The organism is Clostridium sp. AF32-12BH, assembly GCF_003477935.1.
Lineage (GTDB): Bacteria > Bacillota > Clostridia > Lachnospirales > Lachnospiraceae > Brotaphodocola.
This window is the reverse complement of the sequence record NZ_QUEH01000002.1, coordinates 228,444-244,539: the sequence shown is the minus strand read 5'-3', so window position 1 is coordinate 244,539 and position 16,096 is coordinate 228,444. Positions and strand designations below refer to the sequence as shown.

Annotated in this window: 20 protein-coding genes; 7 read left to right on the top strand and 13 right to left on the bottom strand. The window is 46.0% G+C overall.

Translation table 11 applies throughout. The annotated features are described in order from the left end of the window. The first annotated feature begins 27 nt into the window (after positions 1-27). Positions 28-1,854 carry a glutamine--fructose-6-phosphate transaminase (isomerizing) gene (gene glmS / locus DWZ40_RS02700; RefSeq protein ID WP_118540567.1) on the top strand — a complete coding sequence of 609 codons (1,827 nt, stop codon included), beginning with the start codon at positions 28-30 and terminating at the stop codon, positions 1,852-1,854. A gap of 344 nt (positions 1,855-2,198) precedes the next feature. Here the strand turns inward: glmS and DWZ40_RS02695 are convergent, their stop codons facing one another. Beyond that, a complete protein-coding gene (locus tag DWZ40_RS02695) occupies positions 2,199-3,542 on the bottom strand; it encodes an MATE family efflux transporter (RefSeq protein ID WP_118540566.1) in 1,344 nt (447 codons plus the stop codon). 217 nt (positions 3,543-3,759) lie between these two features. Between DWZ40_RS02695 and DWZ40_RS02690 the strand changes: the two genes are divergently transcribed. After that, on the top strand, positions 3,760-4,218 hold the full coding sequence (locus DWZ40_RS02690) for an Lrp/AsnC family transcriptional regulator (RefSeq protein ID WP_117677391.1): 459 nt from the start codon (positions 3,760-3,762) through the stop codon (positions 4,216-4,218). A gap of 677 nt (positions 4,219-4,895) precedes the next feature. On the opposite strand, the gene DWZ40_RS02685 is transcribed toward DWZ40_RS02690, so the two are convergent. Continuing rightward, complete coding sequence (locus tag DWZ40_RS02685; RefSeq protein ID WP_147354126.1) at positions 4,896-5,129, bottom strand: hypothetical protein; 234 nt, start codon at positions 5,127-5,129, stop codon at positions 4,896-4,898. A gap of 136 nt (positions 5,130-5,265) precedes the next feature. On the opposite strand from DWZ40_RS02685, the gene DWZ40_RS19235 reads away from it, so the two are divergent. Then, complete coding sequence (locus DWZ40_RS19235) at positions 5,266-5,574, top strand: hypothetical protein (RefSeq protein ID WP_147354125.1); 309 nt, start codon at positions 5,266-5,268, stop codon at positions 5,572-5,574. A gap of 62 nt (positions 5,575-5,636) precedes the next feature. Here the strand turns inward: DWZ40_RS19235 and DWZ40_RS02675 are convergent, their stop codons facing one another. Further along, positions 5,637-6,074, bottom strand: a complete 438-nt coding sequence (locus tag DWZ40_RS02675) for a hypothetical protein (protein WP_118540563.1) — start codon at positions 6,072-6,074, stop codon at positions 5,637-5,639. A gap of 450 nt (positions 6,075-6,524) precedes the next feature. On the opposite strand from DWZ40_RS02675, the gene DWZ40_RS02665 reads away from it, so the two are divergent. From DWZ40_RS02665 to DWZ40_RS02650, 4 genes are all read left to right on the top strand, one after another. Further along, complete coding sequence (locus DWZ40_RS02665) at positions 6,525-6,842, top strand: helix-turn-helix transcriptional regulator (RefSeq protein WP_118540561.1); 318 nt, start codon at positions 6,525-6,527, stop codon at positions 6,840-6,842. A gap of 21 nt (positions 6,843-6,863) precedes the next feature. Continuing rightward, positions 6,864-7,376, top strand: a complete 513-nt coding sequence (locus DWZ40_RS02660) for a hypothetical protein (RefSeq protein ID WP_182431595.1) — start codon at positions 6,864-6,866, stop codon at positions 7,374-7,376. A gap of 259 nt (positions 7,377-7,635) precedes the next feature. Next, positions 7,636-7,947: a hypothetical protein gene (locus DWZ40_RS02655; RefSeq protein ID WP_118540559.1), complete on the top strand. Its 312-nt coding sequence runs from the start codon at positions 7,636-7,638 to the stop codon at positions 7,945-7,947. Further along, positions 7,944-8,195, top strand: coding sequence for a hypothetical protein (locus DWZ40_RS02650; RefSeq protein ID WP_118540558.1), 252 nt, complete (start codon positions 7,944-7,946; stop codon positions 8,193-8,195). Before DWZ40_RS02655 ends, DWZ40_RS02650 begins: the two co-directional genes overlap by 4 nt. A gap of 403 nt (positions 8,196-8,598) precedes the next feature. Here the strand turns inward: DWZ40_RS02650 and rsfS are convergent, their stop codons facing one another. From rsfS to trkA, 10 genes are all read right to left on the bottom strand, one after another. Next, positions 8,599-8,955 carry a ribosome silencing factor gene (gene rsfS / locus DWZ40_RS02645; protein ID WP_118540557.1) on the bottom strand — a complete coding sequence of 119 codons (357 nt, stop codon included), beginning with the start codon at positions 8,953-8,955 and terminating at the stop codon, positions 8,599-8,601. A 94-nt stretch (positions 8,956-9,049) separates the two neighbouring features. Next, positions 9,050-9,652 (bottom strand): bis(5'-nucleosyl)-tetraphosphatase (symmetrical) YqeK, encoded by a 603-nt coding sequence (gene yqeK, locus DWZ40_RS02640; protein WP_118540556.1) that lies wholly within the window; start codon positions 9,650-9,652, stop codon positions 9,050-9,052. Positions 9,653-9,674: 22 nt separating this feature from the next. Beyond that, positions 9,675-10,295, bottom strand: coding sequence for a nicotinate-nucleotide adenylyltransferase (gene nadD, locus DWZ40_RS02635; protein WP_118540555.1), 621 nt, complete (start codon positions 10,293-10,295; stop codon positions 9,675-9,677). Between the two features lie 154 nt (positions 10,296-10,449). Beyond that, on the bottom strand, positions 10,450-10,743 hold the full coding sequence (yhbY, locus tag DWZ40_RS02630) for a ribosome assembly RNA-binding protein YhbY (protein WP_118534197.1): 294 nt from the start codon (positions 10,741-10,743) through the stop codon (positions 10,450-10,452). Between the two features lie 13 nt (positions 10,744-10,756). Then, positions 10,757-12,040 (bottom strand): GTPase ObgE, encoded by a 1,284-nt coding sequence (gene obgE, locus DWZ40_RS02625; protein WP_118540554.1) that lies wholly within the window; start codon positions 12,038-12,040, stop codon positions 10,757-10,759. Between the two features lie 113 nt (positions 12,041-12,153). Further along, on the bottom strand, positions 12,154-12,444 hold the full coding sequence (gene rpmA / locus DWZ40_RS02620; RefSeq protein WP_118534195.1) for a 50S ribosomal protein L27: 291 nt from the start codon (positions 12,442-12,444) through the stop codon (positions 12,154-12,156). 3 nt (positions 12,445-12,447) lie between these two features. Continuing rightward, a complete protein-coding gene (locus DWZ40_RS02615) occupies positions 12,448-12,786 on the bottom strand; it encodes a ribosomal-processing cysteine protease Prp (RefSeq protein WP_118540553.1) in 339 nt (112 codons plus the stop codon). Positions 12,787-12,792: 6 nt separating this feature from the next. Then, the gene (rplU, locus tag DWZ40_RS02610; protein WP_118540552.1) at positions 12,793-13,101 is read right to left on the bottom strand and encodes a 50S ribosomal protein L21; all 309 of its coding nucleotides are present in this window, start codon (positions 13,099-13,101) and stop codon (positions 12,793-12,795) included. A gap of 155 nt (positions 13,102-13,256) precedes the next feature. Beyond that, positions 13,257-14,696, bottom strand: a complete 1,440-nt coding sequence (locus tag DWZ40_RS02605) for a TrkH family potassium uptake protein (RefSeq protein ID WP_118540551.1) — start codon at positions 14,694-14,696, stop codon at positions 13,257-13,259. A gap of 12 nt (positions 14,697-14,708) precedes the next feature. Continuing rightward, positions 14,709-16,064, bottom strand: coding sequence for a Trk system potassium transporter TrkA (gene trkA, locus DWZ40_RS02600; RefSeq protein ID WP_118540550.1), 1,356 nt, complete (start codon positions 16,062-16,064; stop codon positions 14,709-14,711). Between the last annotated feature and the right edge of the window lie 32 nt (positions 16,065-16,096).

The following is a 16,096-nucleotide window of genomic DNA, read 5'->3' as shown; positions in this document are numbered from 1 at the left end:
CAGAACAGAAAGGAATTTTTTGATATTATGTGTGGAATTATTGGATATTCAGGACCTTTAGACGCAGCAAAGATCCTCTTAGACGGGCTCAGCGGTCTGGAATACCGCGGTTATGACAGCGCCGGAATCGGACTCTGTATGGAGGATACCAGTATCTGTATCGCAAAAAAGGTCGGAAAAGTGAAAAATTTGCGGGAGTACTGCAAAGAACATGTGCATGGAACCGCTCACAGCGGAATCGGTCATACCCGCTGGGCTACCCATGGCGGAGTAACCGATGCAAATGCGCACCCACATCGTGCGGGCAAGGTAACTTTGATCCACAATGGAATTATTGAAAATTACCATGAACTGACCGAACGCTTCCATCTGGATGGCAAGCTTGTTTCCCAGACAGACAGTGAAGTGGCTGCACGCGTGCTCGACGCCCTTTACGATGGGGATCCGCTTCTGGCAATCCGGAAACTGCAGGATCTGCTGGAGGGTTCTTATGGCTTCTGCATCATGTTTGATGATCAGCCTGGCTCTGTGTATGCGATCCGAAAGGTAAGTCCTCTGGTAGCATCTTACACTCCGGCCGGTGCACTGATCGCTTCCGATCTTACCGCGCTGATCCCGTACAGCAATCAGTACTTTGTAGTCCCGGAAGATAAGATTGTACGCCTGACTCCGTATAAAGTGCATGTTTACAATCTGGATGATATCTTTTCTAAGGTTTATCCGGAAATCCTGACCGTAAACTGGAACATGGATGCAGCCATGAAGAACGGATACCCGCATTTCATGATGAAAGAGATCCATGAACAGCCGGAGGCAATGAAAAACACGATCATGCCGCGTATCAGCAAAGGGCTTCCTGACTTTTCAGATGATGGGATCCCGGATGAACTGTTCCAGAATTGCGATCAGATCCACATTGTAGCGTGCGGAACGGCCATGCATACCGGCATGGTGGCGCGTGCCCTGATCGAACCGATTCTCCGAATTCCGGTTACCGTAACCATTGCTTCAGAATTTCGATATGAACAGCCGTTGATTGATGAGCGCACCCTGGTCTTGATCATCTCCCAGTCCGGTGAAACGATTGACACGCTGGCTGCGCTTCGTCTGGCACATGACTATGGCGCGAAAACCCTTGCAATCGTAAATGTAAAGGGTTCTACCATTGCGCGGGAAAGTGACTATGTTTTATATACGCATGCCGGTCCGGAAATTGCTGTGGCAAGCACCAAGGCTTACTCCGTACAGCTTGCCGCACTTTATATGATCGGATGCCGCATGGCCCTGGTACGTGGAAAATTTACGGAAAACCAAGCCATGGATTTCCTTGCTGATCTTCTGGATGTGATTCCGGCTATGGAAACCATGATCGCACAGGAAGAAGAGATCAAGGCTGTAGTCTCCCATATCATTCCGAAGCCGGATGCGTTCTTTATCGGACGCGGACTGGACTATGCGTTTTCCTTGGAGGGCGCACTGAAGCTAAAGGAAATCTCCTACATCCATGCGGAGGCTTATGCAGCAGGAGAACTGAAGCACGGAACGATCGCTTTGATCTCCGACCAGGTTCCGGTCATTGCCATTGCAACACAGGAACATGTGTTTGCAAAGACCATTTCCAATATCCGCGAGGTAAAGGCCCGTGGGGCATTTGTGATCCTGCTCACGAAGGAATCTTCCGTGGTAGATGAGAATCTGGCAGATATTTTGATCCGCATTCCAGATGTGGATGACCACTTTACGGTATTCCCGATCGCGGTCGTACTGCAGCTGATCGCGTACTACGCTTCTCTTGGAAAGAACCTGGATGTGGACCAGCCGAGAAACTTAGCGAAGTCCGTAACGGTGGAATAAGATAAAATCCTCAAAAAAGTCAGGATGCTTGCTGTGATTACCCTAAATATGTCATCTCCATGATAACACCAAACCATTTATTTACAAAATTATATTTAACCTGAATTATTCATAGAGCATCATCAATTTTACCACAAATGGATGCTCTTTTTTCATTTACTTGATAAGTGAAAAGCAATATTCAATTAAAATATAGTAACTATGTGGCTTTCAGCCACACTCACGGATTTGCCGTGAATAATTCAGGTTAAAATTTTACTGAATGAAATAAACGCAAGAGAAGATTCCAGAATACAAATCTTCGCCAATATTTCATTCATCTATTCCTTTTAAATTACTTTAGGCTATCGGGATTGCACCTCTTTATCAGTCGGCCATGCTCTCCGAAGAGCCACATAGGATATTAAAAAGTTTGCAAACCAACCTGCTGGTACAGCAAGCCAGACAAATACAATACCAAAACGCGGTGCACAAATCAACGCAACCGACAGGCGGATCGCCAGGTTCACCATATTTGCAATAAGGAACGGGCGCATGATTCCAAGACCACGCAGAACCCCATCGGTTGCCATTTTGATTCCCATAAAGATGAAGAAGTAACCGAGCCATCTCATATAACCCTCGGATACCTGATAAGCCAGGGCAGTTCCATCTTTGCCAAGGAATAGCGAGGAAATCTGAGTATGCAATGTTTCAATGACTATAAAAGCAAGAACTGCAAAACATACATCTAACACCAGTGCAGCGTGATATCCTTTTTTGATCCGTTCAATTTTCTTTGCACCAAGATTCTGGGAAACATATGGGGAAACCGCATTGCCAATGGATACAAAAATCAATGAAAAAACATTCTCTACCCGCATCGTCGCCGCATACCCCGCAAGTGCCTGTGTACCGAAAGGATTTACAACAGCCTGTACGATCATCATACCGATGGACACTGTAGACTGCTGAAGAACCGAAGGTACAGCAATTTGAAGCATGGAATATAACTCCTGCCTGTTAAACCAATCAAAGCGACTTTTATATCGACGCATCCGGCTAAGGAAAAGAAAAAGTGAACACACCGCAGAAATCCCCTGTGCTATAAGAGTCGCAAGGGCTGCACCAAACACACCGAGACCAAGTCCGGCCACCATCCAAAGATCCATAAAAATATTTAAGATTGACGAGAATACCAAGAGTCCCAGTGGGATTTTTGATTCACCAATGGAAGTGAACATGTTGGAAAGAATATTATACATAAACAGAAACGGAAAGCCCACAAAATAGACCCGTAGATATAACACTGCATCATTCAGTATATCGCCAGGGGTTTGTAATACCCGCATCATCGAGTGGGAAAAGCAAAAGCCAAAAACACCAAGGACTATGCTTAGAATTAAAAAGCTAAACAAGGATGTTGACACGATGGTCTTCATTTTTCCATACTCCCTGGCACCGAAATAGCGGCTCACGAGCACACCGGCACCGACACCTGCTCCCAGTGCCACACAAATGAAAACATTGGTCAGCGCTGCGCAGGCCCCGATAGCTGCAAGTGCAGAGGAGCCAACAAATTGGCCGACGATGATAGAGTCAGCCATATTGTATATTTGCTGAAAAAAACTGCCCAAAATCATCGGCATTGCAAAAACCGTCAACGCTTTAAGAGGCGTTTCTGCGATCAAATATTCATCTTTTGACATTATCATATTCCTCCACAGCCTTTATAATTTCACTTATTCTTTTCTTCACCAGAATTGATTCCTTGTATTCAAAATGCAAGTTTTAAATTACGTTTCGAAATAATTATATGTAGTTACAGCTGCTAAGTCAAGCCAGAGTTTACTTTCAGCAACATAAATGATATGATATTTAAGGAAAATTACTATCCGGAGGATATTATTTTACAGGGGGAAACTTATGTACCTGAACGGTTTAGATGAACTGGATCAGAAGATCATCCAGTTGCTTATAGAAAATGCACGTATTTCTTACTCTGATATTGGTAAAGAAACCGGTATTTCCAGAGTGGCAGTAAAAGCCCGGATTCAGGCTCTGGAGAAAAAAGGCATAATTGAAGAATATACAACTATAATAAACCCTCAAAAGATCAGCGGTGCTGTTTCATGCTATTTTGAAATCGAAACAAAACCAGACCATCTGTCGCAGGTGACAGATATATTACATAATAATGATACCGTTACGCAGATTTACCGTGTCACAGGAAGAGACAAGCTGCATGTACATGCCGTTGCTTCATCAAGTGATGAAATGGAACACTTCCTGCACACAGTCATTGATACACTTCCCGGCGTTATCAGCTGCAGCTGCAATACGATCCTATCACGTATTAAAGATATTAAAGGATTACGGCTATAGAAGCCTGCATATAAGGCAATGAACCATTTCTGATCCATTACCTTTTACTTTACATACGCTATAATTGATTCGATCCTGGACCACGCTTCGGCGTTCTTGAAGAGCCAAACAGCTCGCTTCAACCTCCGCCAACGGCTACAAACATGTCTGGGTTGTTTTCGATACCGATGATTTTCCGGCGGAACATATCGACAAAACGGCTGATCTGTGTAAAGCGGAATCAACGGAAGATACAATCTTCCATGCGGTCTGGTCAAACGTATGCAATCCTGTTTCCATATATGGATGCTGCCATTGCAAATGCAGAGAAATTAGAAAAAATCAATGTTGGCAGACGTCCGTCTGATTCTGCTCCCGGAACTATGGCCCATCTCCTTGTTAAGAAACTAAAACTCTATCTTAAATAAGTCGTACAAGCACAGTCGTCCGATTTTCTACTTTATTTAAGAAAGCACATGCTGCGGTGAGTCTGTGCTTTCTGTGTGAGTTGTATGCATTGATTAGGTGGTTGGGGTGAATGTGCCGTTGTACCAGGTGCCTATTCGTTTTATATCATAACATTTGCGATATCCCAATCATTAACAGCGGATACATTGCTAAGTTTCGTGCACTCACCAAACATATATCCAATATCTGTCACATTGCCAATATAAGTAAATGCTCTGTGTCCATGCTTGTCATTGTTCGTGATTCCACTCTATACTAATATTCATTTCATCTTTATTCTTAATTTTTTGAATTTGCAATGCTCTTTTATTGTACCTCTCCCATGTACAAAATCCTCTTTTGTAGACCATATCATTGGCTGGTTGACTGAATATTGTATATACTCTTTTTCCATCATGGTATGATAGCATGTTTTCTCTCATTTCAGCCGTAATATCAGTACCATCTATTTCATATTTTTCCATTTTGAAAAAACAACCATTAAAAAGAGATTCATACCTAAGAATTTTACAGAGTATCACATGTACATTTCCAAAAAGCACCCTTTGATCGAGCCGAAGACCTTTCTGGGTGATGCCGCCTTTGATACAGTTGAAATCTATGAATCTCTGGACTTCAGGGACGGAGGGTGAGCGGCAGCTTATCCAGGAAAAAATCGGATATGCGCTGCGCTGGCAGGAGGAAACAGGGGTACCGACCTGGGTGGGAGCCTGGATGCCTGGAAATTATAACGATGAAAATGATTATACCCTGAATGAGCAAATGGAATTTGCGGCTTTCATGTGTGACTCTCTGGAGGCGGCAGGCATCCCATTTGCAGTAAATTCAGATACAAAGTTTTATGACAGGGAAAACGGCGTATGGATGGAGGAGATGGCACCACTCAGACAGTTAATCTGGGCAGATTAACTGTTAAATGACAGGTATATTATTGTGTGCAGAATGAAAAGTATATCAGACGGGATTTTTTATCATAACAGGCAGAGAACTAGACATTTTCTATCAAAATATAGAATGTACTGTTCATCATTCTGCTCTTTTCCACTAATCACAGCCTCCACGCTATCTTCTTTCCAGATAACCTGCCATGAATCGGAATGAACAGAAGCGCCATCATTTCTTACATCAAAAGAATACTTTGCAATCGTTCCTAATTCATCTTTAAGAACCAGTCTGGCATGTGTATATCCAAATAGCCAGTCTGGATCTCCTATCTGTTGAAACAGTAATTCATACTTCCCATCTTGAGAGGTGGACGAGTCAACGGAATTAACCCGATATTTTGTCGTATAGGTAACGCTACCGATCAGAACTGCAAGCATTAGGCCCAAAACAGCTATGATTCCAAGTCCAATCCTTACCGCAGGTTTCTTTATGCAAACACATCCAAACAAGGAAAAAATGTTCAAAATTTACCTTGTATATTAATTTACATCATCTGTCTGCCTTGCGATCGACTTCAACTGTAATTTTATATTTCTTTTTGATGTCACTCCCGCCCGACCCTGATCCGCTTTCCCAAAAGGACATGGCAAAACGCCTGACCGGAAACCCAGACTATCCGTATAAGCTGTTAAAAAAAGACATGATCATTCCGGCATTGAATCAGATCAACGAACTTACCGGATGGTCCCTTCATCTTACGGAATTCAGAAACGGAAATCGTGTTGCGGAAATTTGTTTTCTGTCGAAGGAAACCAGCATAGAATCTGGTAATGATGGGACACTCGATAAACTAGATCACGAAGAAGTATCCAGATTTCGCCTACAGAAATAAAATTTCGCTGTTCAATCTACCACAGCCGTGATAGAATGGAAACAAGTGTTTCGGGATGGTACAGAATCATGGAGGGATGCAAATGGAACCGATGTATTTGTCAATCCAACCCGTGGAAACCGGGAAGCGGATCAAGCAGCTGCTTTCAGAGCAGAACTACACGATCCGCGAGATCCAGGGAGCATTCGGCTTTGAAAACCCACAGGCAATCTACAAATGGATTGCCGGGAAATCCCTGCCGAGCCTGGACAACTTTATCATTCTCAGCAGACTGTTACATACCAGCATTGAAAATATCCTCGTCATTGACGGGGATATTTCTCGTTTTTGGGTCGCTTTAAACCAGCGGTTCAATGACATCTTCCCTCTCTCGCCTTATAATCGTGTTATAAGGAATTGATGCGAAGGAGGCGAATACATCATGAAAATGACTTCGGCTTATGCCAATAAACTGCTCAAAAGCCTGTCGGACGAAAAGTCCTACTGGGAAGCCAAAGAGGTGGCATCCCGTACATACGTTGCTGCCGTCGGCGAGGAACCGGTCATCCCGGAATATGACTACTCCGCCGTTTCCGAGACGTTGAAAGAGATTGATCAAAAAACCGTTATTATCAAGCACGCCCTGAACCTGGCCAACGCAACAGCAAAGATCCTGGTAGGCGATACGCAAATGAGCGTTGACAGCATTCTGGTAAGAATGGCACAGCTCAACTCCCGCAAAGCGACTCTGGACGCCATGCGGAAATGCCTGCCGAAAATGAGGGAATCTTCCCATGCATTCAGCTCCAGGAATGCCGTTCCTGAGTATCGCTATACCAATTACGATCCGGAACTGGTAAAACAGGATTACGAACGCATTTCCGGCGAAATCATGGAAATGCAGATTGCTCTTGACCGGTACAATCAGACGTTCCTGTTTGAAGCGGACATTTAAAGAATTTTCCGTACAGGGTCTTTAAAAATGCAGATGGGATTGTTAACGTTCAGTGACATGGATTGTTTTGTTATTTTTTATCCATTGTATCTTTCGGTTCATGGTACGCTAATTCAGCAAATATCAATGGTAAATGATCCCCTGTAGAAAACCCGTGAGCGATCACGCCGGTGCCGGGGTACGGTTTCAGGCACCACGGCTGCGGAATGGAAATTCCGCAGCCTTTTCCTTACATACAGCTATCACAAAGGAGGATCCCATGAAAAATTTCCTGAGACTGGACGGTCTGTCCATCATGTCCGTCCAGTATATGTACATTGACCATAAAGACTACCTTGCGGATTCCCTGTTCGCACAGAACCATGTTTCCGTGCGGTTCGGAAACGAATTCTCACGGGACGATTCCCCGTACCGCATCATTCTCTGCAAAGTCAGAAAGAAAGACACGGCGGAATTTGAGAAATCCATGGAATTGCTGTGCAACAAGATGTTGCTTTTCGGACACAACGATTACACAGAATTCTGCAATAACATCATGGAAACACTGGAACAGAATCGAGGTGCCGCATGAAGAAATCATTTATCCCGATCAGCAAACAGAGTAAGAAAGCACAAAAAACATACCATTCCGGCCAGCGTTCCACCTGGGGCATCTTGAACCCGGCAACGCGGACCATGCCGAACGGCAAGGCATACAACCGGAAGAAGCAGAAAGCGAACGACAGAAGCGGCAGGGAATCCTCCTTCGACTCCCCGCCGCTTTCTTTTTGCCCGTTCCTGCTGATCAATCCCAGAGGTTCCAAAAATATTTTGTCATAAGCTCCATCCCCTGCTTCAGGCACCGGTTCCGGTACTCACGCAGTTCTCCCTCAGCCGCCAGCCACCTTTCCGAAATCTCCGCATATTCCGGCACATCACTCATCATATTTCTCAGAATACGTTCTCACTTCCGGATATTCTCTTCTTCCGGACCTTCAAAGGAGCCAGGATAACCATGGCTGTTGACACGAATATCATGGATCATGTTCGGAACAACCGTAAGGAACCATTGGTCGATCGACCAGGTATCACGGTAACAGTATCCGTACCTTAGTCTCTGATAAATGCAGATGATGTCTTCCTTCCATATGGAAATTGTATTGTTTTGGCTGCATGGGCTGGAGCCGGAGTGGCCGATTCTTTCCGTTCCTTGTTTCAGAAATAAAAGGAATTAAACAAAAATTCATTCCGCAAATTCCTTCGCATCCATGATCTTCCCGTCTCTCCAAATACGTTCCAGATCATAGAACAAGCGGTCTTCCTTATCAAAGACATGCACAATGATGTCACCGTAGTCCATCAGGATCCAGTTAGCACTCTGGTAGCCCTCTACCTGCTTGCATGGATATCCGGCTTTTCCAAGCTCCTCTTCTACGTTGTCGGCCATAGCCTGTACCTGGTTTCCGTTGGAACCACTTGCAATGAGGAAGTAGTCTGCCAGTACGGAGACTTCGCGGATATCGATCACGCGGATATCTTCACCCTTTTTATCTTCGAGGGCGGTGATCGCCAGTTTTACCATTTCATTTGCCTGACTCATTCATGTTCTCCTTCTTTGTTTTGTTTAATCTATAACTCCATTCATGCACAGAAATCGCAGCTTTCGCTTTATAGCAGCCTGACATGGCTTTTCCTTACACGGTTTCTGTTTGTTTCTTTTGTTCCATAATGCTTTCAAAATACTGGTATGCCTGCATCGTCATCGGGTCAATGCTGCTTCCCTTTTTATTGAGGTAATCCAGGGTTCCTTTTAAAATCTCATACATGGTCTGATCCAGATCCTGAAAGGCCAGATAGCGGATTTGTGGAAGGTTATCGGCTTTATCCCTGCGCGGCTCGATATAGTCCGCGATATAGAGGATTTTGTCCAGTGTTGTCATATCCGGCTTTCCGGTCGTATGACATGCAATGGCAGAGATGATCTCTGCATCGTGAATGCCATATTTATTTTCTGCCAGAAATGCGCCATATTTTGCGTGGATCACGGCCGGAGCCTTGATTTCTGCCTCCGTCAGCGGGACATTATGCTTCTGACATTTCTGGATCAGCTCGCTGTCTGTAAAACGCTTGGCGCAGTCATGCATCAGCCCGGCAAGCTCCGCTTTCCTGATGTCATAGCCATAGCGCATGGCAAGCGCGGTGCAGGTAAAGGATACACTTACGGAATGTTCGTAGCGCATCGGGTCCAGCTTTGATTTCAGCTGTTTGCGCAGTGTAATGATCTGTTCTGTTATCATAGGTATTTCCTCCTCCTTATAGTCAGAGCTTCTCAGGATTCTGGTATAAACCGTGTTCTTCAATATAGCGTTCTACGTTTTCCGGAACCTGATTATGGATTCCGCCTCCGTTCATTTCACGCTCTCGCAGTTCCTGGGAAGAAACCTCCATGGTATCGCTGTGTAAAAGAAAAATTGCGGCTCTGTATTTCTTGATCAGGTACGCAGCCTGCTCTTCTAACGTACAGGGAGCATCTTCGCATTCCCGCCCGGCAGCCAGGATTGTAACCTGGCGCATGACTTCCTCCGGATGATACCAGCTTTCGATATGATACAAGGAATCTGCGCCCAGGATAAAGAAAAAGGTATGCTCCGGATAAGCTTCTTTTAAAAGCTTTAAGGTCTGGGCCGTGTAGGTATTGCCTGAACGTGTAATCTCGAAATCGGAAAAACGAAAACACGGTTCTCCTGCGATAGCCAGCTTTACCATTTCACACCGGTCTTTTGTACCGGTTACACGATGATCTGTTTTGTGCGGGGGATTGTGGGAAGGCATAAACCAGACCTCATCGAGGTGATATTCTTTTAAAGCCTGTCTGCCAAGCATCAGGTGCGCATTGTGGATGGGATCAAAGGTTCCACCCATAATTCCGATCTTAGCCAATCACAGTCACTCCCTTCGCAAACAATGTTATTTCTATGATATTACGAACCCACAGGAGCAGATCATATGGTTTGTTCCTGTGGGCTATAAATCAATGTTTTGTAACTGTACAAGCAATGCAATGCGCTGCCTGTACAATTATGACTTTCCTTTATTAAGGCAGAACGATCTTGCGCTTTGCCTCGTCTTTTGCCGGCTTGTAAAGAACGATCTTTTTGCCGATCACCTGAACGACCTCGGAACGAGTGCGCTCAGCCAGAACTTCTGCGATGGAACGTCCATCGTCCAGGCAGTTCTTTAATACGGTGATCTTGATCAGCTCCCGTGCTTCCAGTGCTTCTGCGATTGCTGCAGTCAGCTCCGGAGTTACACTGGACTTGCCGATCTGAAAGATCGGATCCATCGTCATAGCCAGTCCCTTTAAATAGGATCTCTGCTTACTTGTCATGTTTTATCTCCTGTTATTTATAATAATCAAATGCAAGGCCATACATACGGACAGTGTCGCCCTCTTTGATGCCTGCAGCTTCAAGTTCGTCTAAAATACCATTTTCCTTTAAGAACTTCTGGAAGAACTGGAAGCCCTTCTCGGATTCCAGGTTGGTATAACCCAGCATCTTCTCGATACGAGGTCCCTCTACCACAAACTCACCGTCCTCGTTCTGCTCTACGGTGTACGGCAGGTTGCGGTCGCCGGCGTACTCAATCTCGAATTCTTTCTCAAAGATGACCGGATCAAGGTTTACGGTCTTAAGCAGCTCGTAAACCGCGTATAACAGCTCTTTTACGCCCTTACCGCTGACTGCGGAAATCGGGAATACCTTGATGCCTTCCGGTTCAAACTCCTGTTTCAAGATCTCTACCGGATCCTCATCTTCTGAGTAAACGGCATCAATCTTGTTGGCTGCAATGACCATAGGGCGCTTTAACAGATCCGGATTGTATGCTTCCAGCTCTGCGTTGATCGCGTGGATGTCCGCGATCGGGTCACGCCCCTCGGTACCTGCGGCATCTACCACATGAACCAGAACGCGGCAGCGTTCGATGTGGCGTAAGAAGTCATGACCAAGACCGATTCCCTGGGAAGCGCCCTCGATCAGCCCCGGAATATCTGCCATAACAAAACCGGCTCCGCCGTCTAAGTCAACCACACCCAGATGCGGGTTTAAGGTCGTAAAATGATAATTTGCAATTTTCGGTTTTGCATTGGACACGCGGGAAAGAAGGGTGGACTTTCCTACGTTTGGGAAACCAACCAGTCCAACGTCTGCAATGACCTTCAGCTCCAGCTGAACCCAGAGCTCGTGGCCCTGCTGACCTGGCTGTGCATATTTCGGAGCCTGCATGGTCGGGGTTGCAAAGTTCATGTTGCCAAGACCACCTTTACCGCCCCGTAAAATGGTCTCCCGTTTATTTTCACCGGACATATCCGCGATGACTTTGCCAGTCTCAAAATCCTTAATGACCGTTCCTTCCGGAACCTTGATCACCAGGTTTTCTGCGTTGGCACCGTGGCACCGCTTCTTGCCGCCTTGTTCTCCATCTCGTGCCACATATTTCCGAACGTGACGAAAATCTGTCAATGTATTTAAACCCGGATCCACCTCAAAAATGATGTCTCCGCCTTTTCCTCCATCACCGCCGTCAGGACCGCCTGCCGGCACAAACAATTCTTTGCGGAAGCTTACATGGCCGTCTCCGCCTTTTCCTGATTTAATAAAAATCTTTGCATTATCTGCAAACATGGATTCACCTAAATCCTTTCCTGTGTATCAGCAAACGTATGGGATACGTTTATGATGTCTCTGGCAAAAAAAGGCTTCATACCAGCAATCAGTATGAAGCCCTGTCAGTGTCATTATTCGTTGATTGTTCTCGGGTATACAGAAACCTGCTTTTTGTCTCTGCCCTTTCTCTCAAATCTTACAACGCCGTCTACAGTTGCGAATAAAGTATCATCGCCGCCGCGACCTACGTTCAGACCCGGATGGATCTTGGTACCGCGCTGTCTGTAAAGAATGTTACCAGCTAATACGAACTGACCATCTGCTCTTTTAGCGCCAAGTCTCTTGGACTCAGAATCTCTACCGTTCTTGGTAGAACCTACACCTTTTTTATGAGCGAATAACTGAAGGTTCATTTTAAACATCTCTTACACCTCCTCAAATCGAATTTTTATATACGGTTCTCCGTATGTTTCCTCAATGTCCTCTAAACCAAGGACCAGAGAATTCATAAGGAGTGCTGCTTCCGGACTAATCGTTCCGGTAAAGCGGAAACGGAACATCCCGGACTGCTCGTCCTCATCTGCCTCAAACTGGTCTTCCGTGAAGTGTTCCACAGAGTTTGCCATGTTGAGGGTCAGGGCAGACACAGCTGCACAAACCAGCTCCTGTCCTTCCTGATAGTCATCGGCAAGGCCTGCATGACCCAGAAAAGAAATCCCATGATAACGATGTTCGGAATCAACAGATACGGTTACGTTAATCATGATTAATTAAGCATTGATCTTGTCGATCTTGATCTCGGTAAAGAGCTGTCTGTGACCATTTTTCTTATGATAGCCAGTTTTTCTCTTGTACTTATAAACGATCACCTTTTTTGCTTTTGCCTCTTTAACTACGGTTCCGGTAACAGTTGCACCTGCTACGGTCGGGCATCCGATGGATAACTCTCCGTTGTTAACTGCAAGAACCTGGTCAAACGTAACGGTTTCGCCAGCGTTTACACCAAGCTTTTCAACCTTAATGATATCGCCTTCTGCTACTTTGTACTGCTTACCACCTGTTGCAATAATCGCGTACATATGGCACCTCCTATTATCATTACTCGCCAGTTTCGGTGTCCGGATCCGATGGACTCGGAACTTTCAAACCTCGCTGTGCGGCACATACTCATGTATATTAGCATGAAATGTTATCAATGTCAATCTTAATTTTATCTTTTTTAAAACTTTTTTCTCTACTCTCTCACCCACGTACGCGGGGAAAACAAAAGCAGCATTGGGAACAGTTCCAGACGTCCAGCCAGCATGTCAAACATCAGGATATATTTGTTAAACGGATTAAAAATCCCGAAGTTGCAGGTCGGACCCACTTTTGAAAGTCCCGGACCAATGTTATTCAAGGTCGCTGCTACCGCCGTAAAGTTGGTAGTCATGTCGAAATTGTCCAGGCTGATCAGAAGCAGGGACACGGTAAAGATTAAAATATAAGCCACCAGATACGTGTTAATGGAACGCAGCACATTATGCTCGATCGGCTTTCCTTCATATTTCAATACCTTGACGTTCCGCGGGTGGATCAGGGAAGACAGCTCTTTGTTTACGGTCTTCACGGCAATGGCGATACGGGAAACCTTAATACCGCCGCCGGTACTTCCGGCACAGGCACCCACAAACATCAGACATACCAGGATTGTTTTGGAAAAGCCCGGCCATAAGTCAAAATCGGTTGTGGAATAACCAGTTGTGGTGATGATAGATCCAACCTGGAAGGCTGCATGCTTTAACGCCGTCAGGATATCCGGGAACATACCACGGATATTCCATGTGATGAGAAGTGTGCTGACCAGGATGATCCCAAGATACCCACGCATTTCTTCGCAGTGTAGTGCATCCTTCGGTTTCCGGATCAAAAACAGGTAATATACATTAAAGTTTACGCCAAACAGGATCATGAAAATGGTAAAGATCCACTGCTGCAGCGACGTATAGTCTCCACAGCTGCTGTTGACAATACCGAAACCGCCGGTTCCTGCCGTACCAAAGCTCATCGCCATAGAATCAAATAACGGCATGCCACTGAAAAGCAGCAGGACAATCTGGACGACAGTAATGAAAAAGTAGATCAGATATAAGATCTTTGCGGTCGTGCGCACGCGCGGAACCAGCTTTCCGACAGACGGTCCAGGGCTCTCTGCCCTCATGATATGAATGTTGTAGCCCCCGGCAAGCGGGAGGACTGCCAGGATAAAGACCAGAACGCCCATACCGCCGATCCAGTGGGTGAAGCTGCGCCATATCAGCATACATTTGCTTAAGGTTTCCACATCCGGAAGCACGCTGGCTCCGGTGGTCGTAAACCCGGAAATGACTTCAAACAGTGCATCCTCGAACAACGGGATCTCCCGGCTTAAGAAAAACGGCAATGCGCCAAAGAAACTTAATACGATCCAGCTTAAGGAAACTGCCACAAAGCCTTCTTTGGCGTAAAAAACAGTACTTTTTAATTTTTTATGCGCCAAAAACCAGCCACAGATCCCGCAAAACAGAGCGACACCCAGAAAATAGAATCCACTCGGCTCCTGATAGACTAATGCCACCACGCATGGCAGGATCATCAGGATTCCTTCAATTCCAAGGACCCAGCCTAAAAAATAAAATACAATTCCAATATTCATGATGCATCCCTCTTATCTTAAGACATCCTTCAGATCCTTCAGGCCCGAATGGGTCGTGACCACGATGACGGTATCGCCCGGCTCAATCGTATCTTTACCACGCGGGGTGATGATCTGTCCGCCGCGGTTGATGCAGGCGATCAGAAGGTTATCTTTAAAGGACAGCTTTTCCAGCGGAATGCCGATGAGCGGCGCGCCTTTTTCCACGCGGAACTCCAGCGCCTCGGCTTTGTTCGCAACGATCTTATACAGGGTTTCCACATTGCTTCCCATGGAGTTCTGCATCGCACGGACATAACGGATGATGCCGTCTGCCGTGATCATCTTCGGATAGATGATGCTTCCGAGGTTCATCTGCTGGATGATATTTTCAAACGCGATGCGGTTAATCTTGGTGACCAGCTTTGCCTTGGAAACGCTTGCCGCGTAAAGGGAAAGCATGATGTTTTCTTCATCGAATCCGGTCAGTGCCGCAAAGGATTCGGTCTGGGTAATGCCCTCTTCCATTAAAAGCTGCTGGTCGGAACCGTCTCCGTGAATGATCATGGCCTTTGGCAAAAGCTCACTCAGTTCATGGCAGCGGGTCAGATCCTGCTCGATGATCTTAACCTTAATGCAAGTGTCTTCCAGCATCTTGGCGAGGTAGTAAGAAATCTTGCCGCCGCCCACCAGCATGGCGGTTTTGATCGTATTATTGGAAAGTCCGACCTGGCGGAAAAACTCGGTTGCCTGAGATCCGGATGCCACAAAGGATATTTTATCGCCCTTCTGCAGGCAGAAGCTTCCGCCAGGGATGATGACATCGTTTCCGCGCTCTACTGCACAGATCAGGATGCTGCAGTGAAGACGCGGTCCAACCTCGTATACCTGCATATTGTCAAGCACAGAGTTATCTGGAATGATAAATTTCATCAGCTCCACGCGGCCCTTTGCAAATGCGTCGATCTTAATGACAGACGGGAATTTTAACAGTCTGGAAATCTCGGTAGCTGCTGCCAGCTCCGGGTTGATCGCCATGGACAGGTTCAACTCCTCCCGGATATACTGTACTTCGTTCGCGTACTCCGGATTACGGATTCTCGCAATGGTGTGGCAGTTGCCGGCTTTTTTTGCGATCAGGCAGCAGAGCATATTCAGCTCATCTGAGTTGGTGGTTGCGATCAGAAGGTCTGTTTCTTTGATTCCGGCCTCCATCTGCACCTGGTAAATCGCACCGTTCCCCTCTACTCCCATCACATCGATGTTATCGGTCACAGAGCGGAGCTTGGCGCCGTCCTTGTCGATCACGGTGATATCATGTCCCTCATTATTTAGCTGTTCGGTCAGGGTCAGTCCGACCTTACCGCAGCCTACAATGATAATCTTCATGCTGCATCCCCTTTTCCTATCCTCTGTTGGTC

Coding starts and splice junctions, on each gene's coding strand:
- glmS (WP_118540567.1), top strand. CDS start 28: ATGTGTGGAATTATTGGATATTCAGGACCTTTAGACGCAGCAAAGATC.
- DWZ40_RS02695 (WP_118540566.1), bottom strand. CDS start 3,542: ATGTCAAAAGATGAATATTTGATCGCAGAAACGCCTCTTAAAGCGTTG.
- DWZ40_RS02690 (WP_117677391.1), top strand. CDS start 3,760: ATGTACCTGAACGGTTTAGATGAACTGGATCAGAAGATCATCCAGTTG.
- DWZ40_RS02685 (WP_147354126.1), bottom strand. CDS start 5,129: ATGGAAAAATATGAAATAGATGGTACTGATATTACGGCTGAAATGAGA.
- DWZ40_RS19235 (WP_147354125.1), top strand. CDS start 5,266: ATGAATCTCTGGACTTCAGGGACGGAGGGTGAGCGGCAGCTTATCCAG.
- DWZ40_RS02665 (WP_118540561.1), top strand. CDS start 6,525: ATGGAACCGATGTATTTGTCAATCCAACCCGTGGAAACCGGGAAGCGG.
- DWZ40_RS02660 (WP_182431595.1), top strand. CDS start 6,864: ATGAAAATGACTTCGGCTTATGCCAATAAACTGCTCAAAAGCCTGTCG.
- DWZ40_RS02655 (WP_118540559.1), top strand. CDS start 7,636: ATGAAAAATTTCCTGAGACTGGACGGTCTGTCCATCATGTCCGTCCAG.
- DWZ40_RS02650 (WP_118540558.1), top strand. CDS start 7,944: ATGAAGAAATCATTTATCCCGATCAGCAAACAGAGTAAGAAAGCACAA.
- rsfS (WP_118540557.1), bottom strand. CDS start 8,955: ATGAGTCAGGCAAATGAAATGGTAAAACTGGCGATCACCGCCCTCGAA.
- yqeK (WP_118540556.1), bottom strand. CDS start 9,652: ATGATAACAGAACAGATCATTACACTGCGCAAACAGCTGAAATCAAAG.
- yhbY (WP_118534197.1), bottom strand. CDS start 10,743: ATGACAAGTAAGCAGAGATCCTATTTAAAGGGACTGGCTATGACGATG.
- obgE (WP_118540554.1), bottom strand. CDS start 12,040: ATGTTTGCAGATAATGCAAAGATTTTTATTAAATCAGGAAAAGGCGGA.
- rpmA (WP_118534195.1), bottom strand. CDS start 12,444: ATGTTTAAAATGAACCTTCAGTTATTCGCTCATAAAAAAGGTGTAGGT.
- DWZ40_RS02615 (WP_118540553.1), bottom strand. CDS start 12,786: ATGATTAACGTAACCGTATCTGTTGATTCCGAACATCGTTATCATGGG.
- rplU (WP_118540552.1), bottom strand. CDS start 13,101: ATGTACGCGATTATTGCAACAGGTGGTAAGCAGTACAAAGTAGCAGAA.
- DWZ40_RS02605 (WP_118540551.1), bottom strand. CDS start 14,696: ATGAATATTGGAATTGTATTTTATTTTTTAGGCTGGGTCCTTGGAATT.
- trkA (WP_118540550.1), bottom strand. CDS start 16,064: ATGAAGATTATCATTGTAGGCTGCGGTAAGGTCGGACTGACCCTGACC.